The following is a 15539-nucleotide window of genomic DNA, read 5'->3' on the forward strand; positions in this document are numbered from 1 at the left end:
CTCTATTATAAATTAAAAAGGCGAGATATTCGACGATTCAATCGTCGAATATCTCGCCAAGTGGAACTAAATGGAGTTTTTCAGTGCCCTCGTATTGAACCGGACTCATGTCTTTTCATTTGGTTTTAATCTGCTTGTAGTAGTGAATATAGTTCTTCAATTCTTGTTTCATGCCTCATAACTTGTAATGTGGAGAAGCTGAAGATCCAAAACTTTGATGGCATTAAAGGTGTAATGAACTCATCAGGAGAAGGGAAATGGACTGTTGAAACTGCACTTGAACTTCAAGCAGCGGCACCAGTAATCGCAATGTCATTATTTATGCGTTACCGTTCTCAAGAAGATGGTACATTCCACGGAAAAGTAGTTTCAGCTCTTCGTAATCAGTTCGGTGGACATGAGGTTGTGAAAAAATAAAAAATGATTTTTGAAAAGAAACTTGTGCTTATGTACAAGTTTCTTTTTTATTTTAGGTTTTATTATACATAGTTTAAGAAAATCCTAATTTTAAAATACTAATCACCCATCGTTAATTTGCACCGATTGTATCAAATTAAAAGTATAGGATCAAAAGATGTTCAATTTTAAAAATACGAATAAATAAAATGAAGTTTTCATAAATAGTAAAAGGATGATTATGTCATCGGTGTAGTCATTTAATGGTGTTACATATGAGAAGAGCGTGTTAATAAAATATGGGGTGGTTAAATGGGAAATGAGCAGGTGAAGAATGTAAAAGAAGAAAAAAAGCTATGTCTTTGTATGATTGTTAAAAATGAGTCTAGAATTATGGAAAGATGTTTAACTGCAACGAAATCCATTGTAGATTTTGTTTCTATTTGTGATACTGGATCGACTGATAATACACCTGAAATTATTGAAAATTGGTGTAAGGAAAATGAGATACCGGGAACAGTTCATCATGAGCCGTTTAAAAACTTTGGTTATAACAGAAGTTTAGCTGTTTCATTAGCACAAAAAACATATCCAGAAGCAGATTATTTATTAATATTAGATGCGGATATGATATTAGAAGTTGGTCCTGATTTTGATAAAACGAGCTTAACTGAAGATCATTATCTTACATTGCAATATGATATTCATATTAAATATTGGCTTACACGTCTTTTAAAAGCTTCTTTACCATGGAAATCTGTCGGTGTTACTCATGAGTATTGGGATATAGATCGTTCAAAAGTTGGGGCGAATTATAATACGAGAGTAGCTAGATTAGAGACTCTTGTCGTTAATGATCCCGGGGATGGTGGAAGTAAGGGGGATAAATTTGAAAGAGATGAGAGGTTGTTGTTACAGGGGATAAATGACCCAGAAACAACGCCAGATTTGCACATAAGATATTTATTTTATTTAGCTCAAACTTATTATCATTTAAATCAATTTGAAGATTCGATTAAATGGTATAAGAAAAGAGTGGATGCTGGAGGATGGGTTGAAGAGGTATTCTATTCGTTATTACGAATAGGAATTTGTTATGAACAGTTAGCAAACCGTTCAGCAAATAAACAACATGAAGTAACAGATGCGGATGAAAAAGAAAATGCTAAGAAGCAGGAAGAGCAATATGTGGCATTAGCCGTTTTTTATTTTCAAAAAGCATGGGAATATAGACCAACTCGAGCTGAGCCATTATACCAACTTGCAAGAATGTATCGACTAAAATCTCAAAATAATATTGCTTTGATGTATGCCCTGCAAGGGAAGGAAGTTTCTTTTCCAAAAGATGATCTTCTATTTGTAGATTATCATGTGTATGATTACTTATTTGACTATGAAATTTCTATAAGTGCTTTCTATATACCTCATAAAAAACATTTAGGTGCAATGTCACAAAAGTATTTGGAATCGATAAAAGAAGAGCTACCGTTGCATATAGCAAACACGGTAGAGAATAATGCGAAATTTTATTAAATACATTTTCGTTTAAAAGAGTAGTGGAGTAATCATGGAATTAATACGATGGGCTATTGAACTAGGGGAATCGGTGCATGGAAATACGTACGAAGAATTGATGCCACTACTAGATTATTATTATGACCGTGATCATTTAAAAGCGTACTGTATCGCAAATCTTCTTTTAGATATGGATGTATCGGATGAGCATCGGCAAAGAATTGAATTAAGAAGGTGCATTGCTGCCTATTATGCTGGATTATATAAAGTAGCAAAAAAATATGCAAATGAATTGTTAGCTAAACACCCGGATGTAGATTTATATAAAAATAATCTAAGGTTAATGGAAGCTTCTTTGAATAAAGAATATGATTATTGTCTCTTCATATGCCCGAAGACATATGGTAGTTTCATAGATGTTGCGCGAGCGTTGAAATGGCGATTGGAGCAGGAGGGAAATACAGTAATTATATCAGAAACAATACTAGAAAATGTAAAAAACACGGTTGTTTTTGGAGCACATACATATGCATTTAACCCGAATCTCCTTCCTAAAGATGCAATTATTTATAACTTAGAACAGTTATATGAAGGCAGTCCATATGCACATCCACTTTATTTAATACTATTAAAAGGTAAGGAAATTTGGGATTATAGTAAACAAAATATAGAATGGTTAAAAAGAAAAGGGGTAGGAAAAGAAATAAAACATGTAGGAATGAACTATGCCCCAACTTTGAAAATAAAAAAAGATGCATTTGAAGATGAGATTACTGAAGATATGGATATCCTGTTTATAGGTGCTCTTAATCCGAGGCGACAAGCTATTTTTGATCAATTAAAAATAGTGGCCCCGAATTTAAATATTGTTTTCAAAAATAATGCGTGGGGAATTGTTAGAAATGAGTTGATTGCTAGGTCTAAAATTATATTGAATATTCATTTTTACTTATCAGGAATTCTTGAAACACCTCGCATTTCTTATGCAGTTGCAAACAAGAAGTTTATTATTTCGGAAAATAGTAATCCAGAAGACGAGATAGAATGGCCAGGAATTGTGTTTACTCCTTACGAAAAAATAATAGAAAATGTAATGAAATATATAGAATTACCAGAAGAACGAAAAAAATTGGCGGAAAAAGTATATAACCATTTTACAGCTAATGAAAGCATTGATACACTGAATTATAAAGATGAAACAAAATAATTGTGTGAAACTCATACGAAAGTATGAGTTCTTTTTTCGTTTATCATACTATTTTATCAAGGTAGTTCCCTCTTTTTACTGTGTTTTATAAAGAAATTTCTGATAATATATAAATAGAACTTGAAAACAAAGGGGAGAATTGATTATGAAACTAGTCGTTATTAACGGTACACCAAGAAAATTTGGTAGAACTCGCGTGGTGGCAAAATATATTGCAGATCAATTTGAAGGGGAGTTATATGATTTAGCAGTAGAGGAATTGCCTTTATATAACGGTGAAGAATCGCAACGTGATTTAGAGGCAGTAAAAAAATTGAAAGCGTTAGTGAAAGCCGCAGATGGGGTAGTACTATGTACACCAGAATATCATAATGCGATGAGCGGAGCGCTGAAAAATTCGTTAGATTACTTAAGTAGCAGTGAATTCATTCATAAGCCTGTCGCTTTGCTAGCAGTTGCTGGAGGCGGTAAAGGGGGAATAAACGCGTTAAATAGTATGCGCACTGTTGCAAGAGGTGTATACGCAAATGCAATTCCAAAACAAGTTGTGCTTGATGGACTTCATGTACAAGATGGTGAACTTGGAGAAGATGCAAAACCATTAATTCATGATTTAGTTAAAGAATTAAAAGCATATATGAGTGTATATAAAGAGGTGAAAAAACAATTAGGAGTTGAGTGATATGCCATCTCTGTATAAAGATGCACGCTTGTATTTCATTCTAGGGGCCAATAGTCTATCAGCTATTGGTTCCGGTATTGTTATGATAACGATTCCATGGTTGTTAATTAAAGAGAGTGGAGGAGAGACAACGTTCGGTTATGTTTCCATCATCTCAACTCTTATTATGTTTTTATTAACACCGTTTATCGGGCAAAGTATTGATCGTTTTTCAAGAAAATCTTTATTATTATGTAATGAAGGTATTGGGATAGTTGTTATAGGAATGATGGCTATATGGGGATTTACGGGGCAACCTTATCATTCTATTCACTATATTCTTATATATATAGCAGGGTCATTTTACTATTTATTATTTTATCCTACAATATTTGCGTTCAATCAAGAGATATTTCAAGCAGAACATTATAAAAATTTAAGTGGAACAATGGAAATACAAGGACAGTTAACTCAAGTTATTTCAGGAGCGGCTGCTAGCTTCCTTATTGAAATCATTTCTTTAAAATGGATTTTGTTAGTAGATATGTTAACTTTTGCAGGAGCATTCTTCCTTTTCTTATGTATACCGTACGTAAAGAAAAAGGAAGTGAAAAGGAAAGTAACATTTAAGAAGCAATTGTTCGAAGGGATTCACTTTATGCAAAAGCGTCCGAAGTTCTTTTGGTTTTTACTTGCGACTTATATGCCGTTTATCGGTGTTATGATGGCAAATTATTTAATCCCGGTATATATTTCAGATATATTAAAAGCCAGTGCCTCTGTATACGCAATAGAAGGTATGATGTACGGTGTCGGAGCAGTTCTTGCGGGAATAAGTATTCCAATTATGATGAAATATATAAAGACAGAAGTTTCAATCGTCATGACGATGCTCATATATGTAATTTCAATTACCGCAATGATTATTGAACCTTCCGTAATGTTGTTATATGGACTTGCAATTTTTCATGCAATTGGAAATGCGGGTACAAGAGTGGCAAGAAATGTATTGATGATGGAGGAAATTCCAAACGAAGTAATGGGACGTGTAGACAGCTTATTTCGATTAATTGGTACAGGAATACGAATTGTATTATTAATGCTGTTTACAGCTGGTGTATCTAAAGCTGGGGTAATGCTTCCTTTTTACGTATTAAGCTGCATATTGATCTTTTCATTAGGAATTGCTATTTATTATGTACTTTCACAACGTAAAGTAGGGACGAACGTTTCTAATAAATCAATCGTATAAAAAGTACTTCTGCCTTCCTATCTTTTTCTATATAATAAAAAGAAAGGGAGTGCAAACTTATTTATGAACAAATGGATATTGCTTATAATCTTATTACTACCTCCGTTATACATCATTTATATGACGTTTCGAATGAAGAAAGTTGCTCGTGAAACATTGAGTAATCACTCTCCATACGTTCTTATATTAGGCGCAAAGTTATTTGGAGATAGACCGTCTTTATCTCTTCAAAAACGTTTGGATGTAGCATTGGAATATTTATTTTCCCATCCTGAAGCGAAAGTAATTGTTTCAGGTGGTCAAGGAGAAGATGAAGATATACCGGAAGCTCACAGTATGAGAAACTATTTAATGGTACATGGTATAGATGAGAGTCGTATTTTAATAGAAGATCAATCTACAAATACGTATGAGAATTTAAAGTTTAGTATGGATTTATATGATGTGAAACATGCGGTAGTTGTAAGTAATACGTATCATTTATATAGAACGAAAATAATTGCAAAGCGTTTAGGCATGAAGATGGAGGCACTAGCTGCTGAAACACCAATGCGCTCTAAGAGAAAAATGTATGTACGTGAATATGCTGCTATAATGAAAACAATATTGTTCGACCGTTAGAGCTCAAATGTGAGCTCTTTTTTATATAATAAAGCGTATCATTTGAAATGAATCTCATATTCCATCAAAATAAAGGAAACAACAATAAAGGAGTTGTGTTTGTGATTCAATTTAATCATGTGTCAAAAGCGTATGATGATGGCACGAAAGCAGTGGATTCGTTGCATTTAGAAATTAAAAAAGGAGAATTTTTTGTTCTCATTGGACCGAGTGGTTGCGGGAAAACAACGACAATGAAGATGATTAATCGTTTAATTGAAACGACAGAAGGTTCAATTTTAATCGATGGAAAAGATATTCAACAATATAATATAAACGAATTACGTTGGAATATAGGATACGTGTTGCAGCAGATTGCTTTGTTTCCGCACATGACAATTGCTGAAAATATTGCAGTTGTCCCTGAAATGAGAAAATGGAGCAAAGAGGAAATAAAAGCACGTGTCGATGAATTGCTACATATGGTTGGATTAGATCCGGATGTATATCGCGATCGTATGCCCGATGAATTGTCAGGAGGGCAAAAGCAGCGTGTTGGTGTCGTTAGGGCATTGGCTGCAAATCCGAAAATCGTTCTTATGGACGAACCATTTAGTGCATTAGATCCATTAAGCAGGGAACAGCTTCAGAAGGATATCGTACAATTGCAAAAAAAGATTCAAAAAACAATCGTGTTCATAACGCATGATATGCAAGAGGCATTATCACTTGGTGATCGAATTTGTGTAATGAGAGAAGGAAAAGTTGTTCAATTAGATACACCTGAAGGTATTATACATAATCCGAAAAATGAGTTTGTTGAGGAGTTCATCGGAAATCGTGGACGACCTTGGTATGAGGGGATGAATATAGAAGATGTATTGCCACTAGATGATAGTACACGAGTAGAAGGAACCGCTTTATCTTTACATTCTCCTTTACAAGAAGCACTAGTCCGCTTACGAGGTGAAGAGTCAGTGCCAGTTGTAGAAAATGGTCAATATGTTGGAGCGTTAACAAGTCGTCATATTGTCAATTATATTGTTGAACAAATGAAGGGGAGAGGCTAATCAGTGACTGATTTTATTCAAACGTTCCAAGAACGAAAAATGGAATTGCTGAGTGCATTAAGTGAGCATTTACAAATATCGCTTATTTCACTATTTTTTGCAGTAATTATTGCGGTGCCGCTTGGCATTGTATTAACGAGAAAAGAACGAATGGCTGAATTTATAATAGGAACTTCTGCGGTTATGCAGACAGTGCCATCACTGGCGTTACTTGGACTATTAATTCCATTAGTAGGAATCGGAAAACTTCCAGCTATTATTGCATTAGTTGTGTATGCACTATTACCTATTTTACGAAATACATATACAGGAATACGGGAATTAGATGAATCTCTAATAGAAGCAGCAAGAGCTATGGGGATGAATAGCTGGAGAAGGTTGTGGAAGGTAGAGCTTCCTCTTGCATTACCAATTATTATGGCAGGTATTCGTACGGCGATGGTATTAATTGTTGGAACGGCTACATTAGCAGCTCTAATAGGCGCTGGTGGGCTCGGTAAACTCATATTACTTGGTATCGATCGAAATGATCATGCGCTTATCATTTTAGGGGCCGTACCAGCCGCGTTACTCGCTTTATTCTTTGATATAGTACTTCGCATGCTAGAGAGCCCGAAACGCTCCTCTAAGCGCGTTATAGTGACGATGTGTATAATTGTTGTAGTAGTCGTGTCTCCATTTCTTTGGAATACACAAAAGAAAGATATTGTTATTGCTGGCAAACTTGGATCTGAGCCAGAAATATTAATTCAAATGTACAAGCAATTAATTGAACAGGATACAGATTTACACGTAGAATTAAAGCCGGGCCTTGGGAAAACAGCATTTGTATTTGAAGCGTTGAAATCAGGAGAAGTAGATATTTATCCTGAATTTTCGGGCACAGCTTTATCTACTTTTGTGAAAGAAGAGCCGAAGAGTACAAATCGTGATGAAGTATATGAGCAGGCTCGTATTGGGATGGAAAAGAAATATAATATGGTTATGTTGCAACCGATGGAGTACAACAATACATATGCATTAGCCATGCCGAAAAAAATAGCAGATCAAAATAACATAAATACAATTTCTGATTTAGGAAATATTGCGCAGGAAGCTAAGGTAGGATTTACATTAGAATTTGCTGATCGCGAAGATGGTTATAAAGGAATACAAAAATTATATAACTATAAATTTTCAAATGTTAAAACGATGGAGCCAAAGCTACGATATAGTGCAATTCAATCGGGAGATGTGAATGTAATTGATGCATATTCAACCGATAGTGAATTGGAGCAATATGGACTTAAAGTGCTAAAAGATGATAAAGGGTTATTCCCGCCATATCAAGGAGCTCCATTATTAAGAAAAGAGACGTTACAGAAATATCCTGAACTTGAAAAAATATTGAATAAATTAGCTGGAAAGATTACAGATGAAGAAATGCGGAAAATGAATTATGAAGTAAATGTAAATGGTAAAAGTAGTGAAGAAGTAGCGAAACAATTTTTACACAAAGAGCAGTTGCTTCGTTGATTTTACAAAAAATATACAATTTTATATGTGTGAAATGACCGTTCATAACAAAAATGAACGGTTTTTTCGTGCATACTTATACATTTTTTCAAAAAAGTATTCCATTTTTCTTCATTTTCTTTTAGAATAAGTAATGTTTTCCTGAAAGAATATAAGAGAAACGTCTATTAGAGAAAAAGGTGACTTTAATAGTTGAATGAACATAGCACCTAGAATGACAGATGGGGTGGTACAAATAGAAAAGAAATTAGGTTTTTTTCCATTAATCGCATTAGTAGTTGGAACGATGGTTGGTGGCGGTGTTTTTAGTTTACCGCATGATTTAGCAGTAGGAGCAAATAGTGGTGCAACAATAATTGGTTGGTGTATTACAGCGATGGGGATGATTCCGCTTGCGCTCGTATATCAAACGTTAGCAAGACAAAAACCGGAGCTTGAGGGCGGTATTTATAGTTATGCACGTGCTGGTTTCGGTGAATATATTGGATTTAATAGTGCTTGGGGATACTGGCTGGCAGGAATATTAGGAAATGTCGCAACAATTATGTTGCTGTTTAGCACATTAGGTTATTTCTTCCCAATTTTTAAAGGAGGGAATAATGTTGCGTCTATCGTTGGTGCATCACTTTTATTATGGACACTTCATTTTCTTATCTTATTTGGAATCCGTGAAGCTTCCATTATGAATGTTATCGCAACGATTGGGAAATTAGTTCCGATTTTATTATTTATTGTCGTAATGGTAACAGCGTTTCGTTGGGATACATTTACACATGACTTTTGGGGAGAAGGAACAATCTCAGTTTCCTCTGTACTTGGTCAAGTGAAAAATACAATGCTTGTAACTCTTTGGGTGTTCATTGGGGTCGAGGGAGCAGTTGTGTTATCTGGAAGAGCTAAAAATAGCAGAGATGTTGGAAAAGCGACAGTACTTGGATTAATTTTAGTTATGTCTATTTATATTTTAATCTCGGTGCTATCAATGGGAGCTATGACGAGAAATGAACTTTCAGTGTTAGAAACTCCTTCAATGGGACATGTATTAGAACATGTTGTGGGACCATGGGGGGCAGTTGCGATTAACATTGGTTTAGTTGCTTCATTAGTAGGTACATTAATTGGCTGGTTTTTACTTGTTTCTGAAATCTCTCACGTAGCAGGGAAAGATGGAGTATTCCCGAAAGTCTTCACGAAAACAAATAAGAAGCAAACACCGCATATGGCATTATGGATTTCAAATATCGTTGCCCAAATTATATTTATAATCGTTCTATTTTCAGAATCGACATATCAAATTATGTATTTTATTGCGTCAACATCTATATTACTGCCGTACTTATTATCAGCTTTATATCAATTGAAATTAGTCATTACGAAAGAGCTGGAAGTTGCGAGAGTGAAAAATGGCTTATTAGCTTTAATTGCTTCTGTATATTCTGTATGGCTCATTTACGCAGCTGGTTTAAAGAATTTACTGCTTGTTTCAATTGTATATGGTATTGGGATTCTCGTGTATATGTTTGCAAGAAAAGAAAAAGGGAATCGTTGTTTTGTAGGTATTGAGAGATATGTGATGTGGGCAATTGTTATTGCAGCTATCACGTCAATTTATATGTTAATGTCAGGAAATATAAAGTTGTAAAAGTCCTTTAAATTTAAAGGGCTTTTTTCTTAGTTTATAGAATATTTAATACATAAGATATTCAGGAGGGATGAGAATGGAAGAAAAAGAACAGTTGTCTAGAATAAGTGATTTAGCAAGTGAGTTAAGGAAAGTATTAGTACAAGAATCTTTTTTTAATCATCATCCTGAACTGCGAGGAGTGATTGAAAATTTAGCGAGTTCTGTTGAGAATTTAGCGGAATTACAGAAAAATAAAGATGAAAACGCTGAAGATCGATTACGATATGTACTTGCTAAAATGAAAATTGCTCATAATGCTATTTTACAAGAGAAAAAAGCATTTCCTTCTCATTAATATACGTTTTATTTTTGAATCTGGCGGATAACGTCAGGTTTTTTATTTCTAGTTTTTCTTTTTTTTCATACACTAAGAATAGTATGAAAAAAGAAGGTGACTAAGGTGAAATTACATAAAGCTCTTCAGCCAAGTTTTATAAAACGAATGTACTATATGAGGTTTGTCGGAAAATTTACAAAAGTGGAGAGAGAGAAGAATGGAGAAAATTTCTTTGTACAATGTCTATCACCGGTACCATTCACTTTACAAGAGCAATTTAAAAATGAACATTATGTATTCGAAGGATTATGTAGCAATAAAAAGAATGAAAAAATCTTTTTGGAATTAAAGAAGAGAAAATTAGAAAAGCAATTGGTTATGTTTCGTCTCTATTATGAACGAGGAAATATATATGTGGAGTTAATATGTACAGAAGAACCGCGAGAAATAGCAACTGGATATAAAATGATTCCAGCACCAAAAGTTTCAGACAATAAAAAGAGAGAGTCTTTAGAACGAAAACTTAGTAATGGCTATTTATCATTTCTTTTACCAAAATTCCCGAAAGATTTTGAGCCTCCTGAATTATTGTGGCAAGATGGAAGGTTATATGGAAATATATCATTAAAGTCATCAATTAGTTCAATAGCGTATTTTGAACAGAAGCGGGAATGTAAATATATAGACTTCAATGACTGGTTGAAGTATGTAGAGATAGCGGTAGAAGACAAATTGTATTTTGTAAGTGATCAAGTGTATGAGCAATTAAAAAAACGAATGACTGAAGAAGGTAAGTTAGTTGAAATAGAGGATATAAAAGTACAAAAGGATGAATGGGAATGGGATGAGCGTGAGTCATACTTTTTACAGTATGTACAAAGTATGGTGCGTAATAAAGGGTTATATTTGGATGAAACGGATATTTATAATTTCCATATCAGTGTAAAAACAAATATGTTAACAATTCTCGGTGGAATACCGGGCGTTGGGAAATCACGTTTTGTGCAAGCTTATGCAGAAGCACTCGGATTACAGTATGGAGAAGAATTGATTTGGATTCCTATTTCTCCTTCATACCAAGAACCACATGATTTGCTTGGATATCTTCATCCAAACGGTACTTTTATTGAAAGTGAAACAAAGCTAGTTAGAACGTTAATGAAGGCAAAAGAAAATCAAAATCAATTGTATATAATAGTTTTTGATGAAATGAATATGTCACATATCGAGCATTGGTTTACTCCCTTTCTATCTGTTCTTCAACTTGAAAATCAAAATCGCATTTTGAATTTGTATGAGGGTGCGCAGGAAACAGTAAACCAAATTCCATCAACAATTGAAATTGGAGAAAATATTTTATTTGTAGGTACTGTGAATTTTGATGAAACAACAAAAGAGCTCTCCGATCGATTATTAGACCGAACAAATTTAATAACTTTACAAAAGATTCCGTTTTGTGAGCTGTGTATGGAACAAGATAAAGTTGTATCACAACAACCTTTGAAAGTAACAGCGGGAGAATTTCGGATAAATTGGATCAGAAATAAAGCGATGATTGAGGTGTTTTCTGAGGAAGAGCTAGAGCTATTAGATAAGTTGCATGTCGTATTGTCCTCACATGATGCATCAAAGGGAATTTCTTTTCGATGTGCAAATGCCATTGCTGCATACTTGCAAAATATACCGTTCCAAAATAATCATTCCTACATGATCAGTAGAGAAGAGGGCTTTGATTTACAAATAAAGCAACGTGTACTGACGAAATTAAGAGGGACTGAAATGATGGTTGGCACTTTATTTTCTGAAGAAGTAAAAAGGGGAGCGACTTTAGTACCGCTTTTACAATCTCCACTTGCAAACAGAGTCTCTACATTTGAACACTCTTTGGCATATATAAGAGAAAAACGTAGAGAACTGGAGTTGTATGGATATGCGAAATGAAGATCGGTATGAAACAGAAATCGTTGATACGAGAGAAACGCTCCCTTTTGTATTAAAGTTAATCATTGGAACAGAGGGAAAAGGGGATTATATTTTATTAAATCGTCTTTGCACATCTACTACTGCATTAGTCCAATGTATTTATAAAATACAAGAATTAAAACCGATAAGATTGTATTACCATTATGAAAGTCCAATGAATATTACTTTTGTATGGAATAAAGTATATGAAGGGCAGAAAAATATAAAAGAGTCACAATACGAAATAAATGAAAAAAAACAAAAGGTATTAATATATGAACATGGAAAAACGGAATTTTTTTATCCATGGCGTTGTGGTTTATATCACTTTGAAGTGCGTATAGAAGATAAAACGTATTATGGTGCTTTTCAAGTTGTTCCCAAAAATTTTTTTGATGATCAATTTGAAATGATTCAAACCTATGTAAAGTCAATTTTAAATGAGTTGATTTTAGATAGAGGTTATTATAAAAAGACTTTCTCTGCACTTAGTGATATTGAAGATTCTTCTTATTTAGTGTTACTTAGAAAGTTGCCGCAAAAAATGAAAAAGATTAAGCAGATTTTTAAGAAGATAGAATCGAGCTCAAAATTTATACACGAATATAAATGGGAAACAAAGGAGCGGAAGGTAACGCGAAAAGGAACTATAATGGCGGAAAAAAAACTTTATGCAAAATATTATAATCGTAAATTTATAGAACATAAAAATAGTAAAGAAAATGCATTTCTTAAATTTAAAGCGATGCAATTTTATCAGTACTTACTTGAAGCCGAAAGTTTCTTACGTCAAACAATTGAAATATTAGAAAGAGCAAAAACGAAAAAATCTGAAGAATTTCAAGCTGTCAAAACGATTATGCAAACAATTGAGCGAAATGGATCAGTGACCGATAGAGAGAAGCAAAAATATAAAAATATACATTTACTAAAAGAAGCGGATGTACGGAAAAGCTCTGTGAAAATACAAGAGTATAAAATATTAGCGCATATTGTACATGAAAGTGTACAATTCTTTAAAACTTTAATGTATTCTCCATTTTGGAGAGAAGTTTCTGAAACGGGTAACATGAACTCATACGATTTACCTATACCACATCAACAATTACTGCAGCATTTAGACTTACTTCCACAATATACAGATCAATCCCCATCTTTATTATTTGTATATAAACCAACGTTTTTGGTATATGAATATTACGCTTTTTTTATCGTTATTTCAATTTTAGAGCAAATTGGTTTTGAAGCTCAGAATTCCATTCGTGAACAAATACAAGAACATTTTTATGTAGATGGATTACAAGATGGAACGACAGTAGTTTTACATCAAGATGACATAAAGATACATGTTGCATTTAATGACTTAATTGAAACACACCCTCTTATTGCATTAAGTAAAGAGAGTAATTTTTATAATGGAGAGGATACGAAGAAACCAGATATTCGCTTAGATTGTTATGTAAAGGAAGAAGGGAAATACACATATAAATCTTCTATTATTATTGAAGTGAAGTATAGCCCAATGTACAATATTTTTCAGCACGTTGGAAATACGAAAGCAACTGAGCAAATGTATAAGTACTGGTCTATAAAGTATGTAGAAGAACAGAATGGAAAGCGCGTTTTTCATCGAAGGGCAATTTATGAAGTGATTTGTGTATATCCAGGAAGTCATATGCATAGTAAAAAAATTGAATCTGGATGCGGTATTTTCTTGCAATTATATCCATATAAGACGAAACAAGGTGAAGAGAAATTAGCTGGAAAACATGGGATGGTACAAATTTTTGAGAAATGGTTAAAAAGCATAAAGAAGTAAAAGAAATCCTTTTTCATAAAGGATTTCTTTTAGATTAAGAAGAATTATATGCTGTATGGAAGGATGCATGAAGTGATTTGAATTTATAGTGATACACAAATTTTGTTAAAAGAACTGTACATGTAAGATAAGAGATGATTAAGGTGGAATTTAATTTATTTTGCAGAATATAATAAGTCATAAATATTTTTAGTTGCATACGAAGGTTTGTTCTTATATGATAGATTGTGAAAGCGTTGTCAAAACAGAGCGACGATGGGAAAGGCGGGTAAATATGTTCCAGCGTGTTCAAACAAAGGAAGAACATTTTTGGTTCGAGCAACTATGGGGAGATTTTTGTGAAGAAAGAAACTTAATGTTTGTAGAACGTAATTTAAATCCATCACGATTTTTATTAATAGAAGATGAACATCATATAGGTACAGTCGAATGTATTAAGTATACGGTACCCGAACAATCAAATTCTGAGTTTTTCTATCCGTTTTCTAAAAATGATTTAGTGAAAGATTTGAAAAATGTGTATGAAATAGGCAAGTTAAGTATTGCGAAAACGTCTCGTGGAAGAGGGCATTTCAAAAGGTTAACAGCAATTTTATTTATGCATGCGTTAGAAACAAAAGCGGAATGGTATATTGCAGCAGTTACAAAAAGAATGTATATGTATTTATTAACACTCGGTTTTCCAATTGAACCGATAGATAATCCATTTCAGTTTCATGATACTTTACAAGGTGTACCAGTACGAATTCATGCTCGAAAAGGGGTTACGCACTTGTATTCTTTAAAAGAATTTCGCGATGTTATTCAAGGGAATGCTCATGCGCAGGCATTAATTGCAGAATACAGTAAGAATATTACGTTAACAAAATAAAGCGATGTGAATATGTGTAGTATAGGGAATGATATTTTTATTTGATATCATTCTTCATGAAAAAAGACCCTTATTGTTTTAATAAGGGTCTAAAATTCATAATCCAAATATACTAAAAATCATTTTACGTCGTTTTGGCTTCTTTTCTCTTTCATATGTTGGTTTTGAATCAGGGGTAATATATATAGGCTCTTCTTTTTTGAGGGCAGCTTCTAGCTTTTGAATTCGTTCTAACATTTCCTCCATTTCGCGGCGATGTTGTAAGAGTTGGTACGTAACGACATCATTTGCCTTATCTTGCATTTGCTCTTCCATACGATCGAGCCTTCTCGTAATTGTGTTTAATTGAGAAGCAAATTGCTCGAAACCATTCGATGATGAGTTTTGAACAATTGTGCTTACTTGAGTTTTTAATTCTTCAACATTATTTGATGATGTTGTGTGAGTAGGTTGAGAGTTTTGAGACTGCTCCAGTTGAGAACGATGGTATTCTAACATTTGATTTAAATCTTCCTGAGTAAAAATAAAGTGACCATATTTATTTTTTTCTATCGTAAGATTTAATTGTTGTGCAATCCGGACAACAGCCTTTGGGCTAACACCTAATTTTTTTGCGATAAATGGTGTTTTATATTCCAAAATAATCCCTCCTATATGTATCCTATTGAATGATTTCGATCTAGGAGGTAAGTTCCCTTCTGGTGTGACAA

At 33.6% G+C, this 15539-nt stretch carries 13 protein-coding genes and 1 pseudogene; 13 read left to right on the plus strand and 1 reads right to left on the minus strand.

Annotated elements, in window-relative coordinates; all coding sequences use genetic code 11:
- Positions 1–216 precede the first annotated feature (216 nt).
- The 13 genes and pseudogenes from MR065_RS20120 to MR065_RS20180 all read left to right on the plus strand — a co-directional run.
- Positions 217–417: pseudogene (locus MR065_RS20120) on the plus strand (hypothetical protein); the annotation flags it as partial.
- A 291-nt stretch (positions 418–708) separates the two neighbouring features.
- Entirely contained in the window at positions 709–1929 is a 1221-nt protein-coding gene (locus tag MR065_RS20125) for a tetratricopeptide repeat-containing glycosyltransferase (protein WP_242214878.1), read from the plus strand.
- Positions 1930–1963: 34 nt separating this feature from the next.
- Positions 1964–3118, plus strand: a complete 1155-nt coding sequence (locus MR065_RS20130) for a CgeB family protein (RefSeq protein ID WP_242214879.1) — start codon at positions 1964–1966, stop codon at positions 3116–3118.
- Between the two features lie 145 nt (positions 3119–3263).
- Positions 3264–3800 (plus strand): NADPH-dependent FMN reductase, encoded by a 537-nt coding sequence (locus MR065_RS20135; RefSeq protein ID WP_071709518.1) that lies wholly within the window; start codon positions 3264–3266, stop codon positions 3798–3800.
- Between the two features lies 1 nt (position 3801).
- Positions 3802–5031, plus strand: a complete 1230-nt coding sequence (locus MR065_RS20140; RefSeq protein ID WP_242214880.1) for an MFS transporter — start codon at positions 3802–3804, stop codon at positions 5029–5031.
- Between the two features lie 63 nt (positions 5032–5094).
- Complete coding sequence (locus MR065_RS20145) at positions 5095–5652, plus strand: YdcF family protein (RefSeq protein WP_242214881.1); 558 nt, start codon at positions 5095–5097, stop codon at positions 5650–5652.
- A gap of 101 nt (positions 5653–5753) precedes the next feature.
- Complete coding sequence (locus MR065_RS20150; RefSeq protein ID WP_242214882.1) at positions 5754–6701, plus strand: ABC transporter ATP-binding protein; 948 nt, start codon at positions 5754–5756, stop codon at positions 6699–6701.
- A gap of 3 nt (positions 6702–6704) precedes the next feature.
- Positions 6705–8216, plus strand: coding sequence for an ABC transporter permease/substrate-binding protein (locus MR065_RS20155; RefSeq protein WP_242214884.1), 1512 nt, complete (start codon positions 6705–6707; stop codon positions 8214–8216).
- Between the two features lie 214 nt (positions 8217–8430).
- Positions 8431–9858, plus strand: a complete 1428-nt coding sequence (gene arcD, locus MR065_RS20160; RefSeq protein WP_097906081.1) for an arginine-ornithine antiporter — start codon at positions 8431–8433, stop codon at positions 9856–9858.
- A 76-nt stretch (positions 9859–9934) separates the two neighbouring features.
- The gene (locus MR065_RS20165; protein WP_097906040.1) at positions 9935–10195 is read left to right on the plus strand and encodes a LemA domain protein; all 261 of its coding nucleotides are present in this window, start codon (positions 9935–9937) and stop codon (positions 10193–10195) included.
- A gap of 105 nt (positions 10196–10300) precedes the next feature.
- Positions 10301–12118, plus strand: coding sequence for an AAA family ATPase (locus MR065_RS20170; protein WP_242214885.1), 1818 nt, complete (start codon positions 10301–10303; stop codon positions 12116–12118).
- Positions 12108–13958 (plus strand): hypothetical protein, encoded by a 1851-nt coding sequence (locus MR065_RS20175; RefSeq protein ID WP_242214887.1) that lies wholly within the window; start codon positions 12108–12110, stop codon positions 13956–13958. Before MR065_RS20170 ends, MR065_RS20175 begins: the two co-directional genes overlap by 11 nt.
- 274 nt (positions 13959–14232) lie before the next feature.
- Positions 14233–14829, plus strand: coding sequence for a hypothetical protein (locus tag MR065_RS20180; RefSeq protein WP_242214888.1), 597 nt, complete (start codon positions 14233–14235; stop codon positions 14827–14829).
- A gap of 96 nt (positions 14830–14925) precedes the next feature.
- Here MR065_RS20180 and racA read toward each other — a convergent pair whose 3' ends face one another.
- Positions 14926–15468, minus strand: a complete 543-nt coding sequence (gene racA, locus MR065_RS20185; RefSeq protein WP_097906044.1) for a chromosome-anchoring protein RacA — start codon at positions 15466–15468, stop codon at positions 14926–14928.
- Between the last annotated feature and the right edge of the window lie 71 nt (positions 15469–15539).

Origin of the sequence: Bacillus cereus group sp. BfR-BA-01383 (assembly GCF_022663495.1) — a bacterium.
Taxonomy (GTDB): Bacteria; Bacillota; Bacilli; order Bacillales; family Bacillaceae_G; genus Bacillus_A; species Bacillus_A cereus_AU.